This is a genomic window from Daejeonella sp. (genome assembly GCF_049655485.1).
Lineage (GTDB): Bacteria > Bacteroidota > Bacteroidia > Sphingobacteriales > Sphingobacteriaceae > Daejeonella.
On the sequence record NZ_JBASJU010000393.1, the window covers coordinates 1 to 1,646 of the forward strand.

At 42.2% G+C, this 1,646-nt stretch carries 2 protein-coding genes; both read left to right on the plus strand.

What is annotated here, in order from left to right; translation table 11 throughout:
- Positions 1–748 precede the first annotated feature (748 nt).
- Positions 749–973 carry a hypothetical protein gene (locus tag WBJ10_RS16090; RefSeq protein ID WP_424292121.1) on the plus strand — a complete coding sequence of 75 codons (225 nt, stop codon included), beginning with the start codon at positions 749–751 and terminating at the stop codon, positions 971–973.
- Positions 974–1,100: 127 nt separating this feature from the next.
- Positions 1,101–1,427: a hypothetical protein gene (locus WBJ10_RS16095; protein ID WP_424292123.1), complete on the plus strand. Its 327-nt coding sequence runs from the start codon at positions 1,101–1,103 to the stop codon at positions 1,425–1,427.
- Positions 1,428–1,646: the final 219 nt, after the last annotated feature.

Genomic DNA, 1,646 nt, shown 5'->3' on the forward strand with positions numbered 1-1,646 from the left:
CAACATACCCGCTGGCCATCTTTACTACTGAATTAGCCAAAATTCGATCAAATAATTTTTTGATCACGCATAGAGGCACGTTCATCAAGCAAATCCGCGGGTTCGTGTAAATGAATGTGGTTGGTCGAAATAAATAGTGAACTTTTCAAAGAATGACCTCTTATCGTACCCATAAGCAAACCCTGGAAATCCTGTTGAGCATGGTTGAAAAAGGAAAGCTCCTTTCCAGGAAGCAAGCCGCAAGGTTTTTCAGTTGCCGGGAAGGGACGATCTCGGCATGGCTTAATCAGCTCAGGCAAGATGGCCATGAGATTAGATATTCACGGTCATTACAGCGATATATCCTGAGTAAAAAATAAATTTCAAGAAAAAGTAAAAGATGATTTTTTATGCTTTTAGTCCTTTTTCTTTACATCATCAAACACATGCTTTTATGAATAGCTATTCAAATATAGATCATTCAGTATTATTTAAAGGAATGTTCGAGCCAGCGCGGTGACACCGGAGTTTTGACGCCCTTTCCGGGCGGTTAAATGTATTCTGACCGGTGCTAGATTTACCGGAATACGTAGGGAACGCAGGGGCGCAGCGATAGTGCATAGGATCTACAAAGTGGGTAATCTGGGTCAAGGATCCTGGGTTTGAAGGAGTGTAAGTGGGTACCGTAAACAGTAATCAGTGGTCGGCTTTGCCTGCCGCAGGCAGCTAGTCAGTGCTTACGTACCTAAACGGATTAAATTTAGATGCTATGAATTTGAACAAGACATATCGCAACTTATTAGCAAGCATTGAATCAGGTCAAGCCTGGGTGCTGCTGTTTGTTATGGGCTTGTTTAATACGTTCAGGGTATTCCGTTTGATCGTTCTCCAATTCCTTGTCCAAAAGATATCCATCACGCCCGTGGTGGTTCAGCCAATTATTTACCGGAAAAAGTTTACTGTATTCCAGCGCGGGGCTGTAAACTGCAAGTAAATGAAAAAGGCCATCCTTTTCGAATGACCTTTTTCCGGGGCGCCCACCTAAGCAGGCACAACCATTTTTTGTATTGTAAATATAAAGTTTTTGGAGCCCTTTTTTGATTTATAAAAAGTTCGAAAAGATGAAAAGTTTAAAAATCAATTTATTGTTAATAGTCGCTTTACTGATTACTGCGGCTACTGTTAGTGCGTTTACGATGCTGAATAATAATCAGCCGGAGCAATCCGCAACGTTGGAAACTATCTGGTATTTTACCGGCAGTGAAGCTCAGATTCTGGAGGCTGAGTTGTGGAGAAACACCGGTTCAACCCCTGAAGATTGTGCCGTTAACGGTCCAAGTCCTTGTTCAATCTCTGTTCTTGCAAGCAATCAGGGGGAATTAAAGGATTTCCTGAGTCAATATACTGCCGGAGAGGTAGCTGATATGTCGACACAAAAGCGACCATAAATCAGATGAAACAGAAGGGGAGGAATCCCCTTCTGCTTTTTTGTTAATTCGGAATGAACACCTGAATATCTTCCGGCAACGGCAATGCAAATCCGGGATCATTTGGGGGCAGGGTATATGTGTTTCCGTTCAGTAATCTTATCAGGGAAATATTCGCACCTTCTTTATTCAGGCGTTTTATGTCCATCCACCTAAATCCTCTTAACAGGAGTTCTTTCC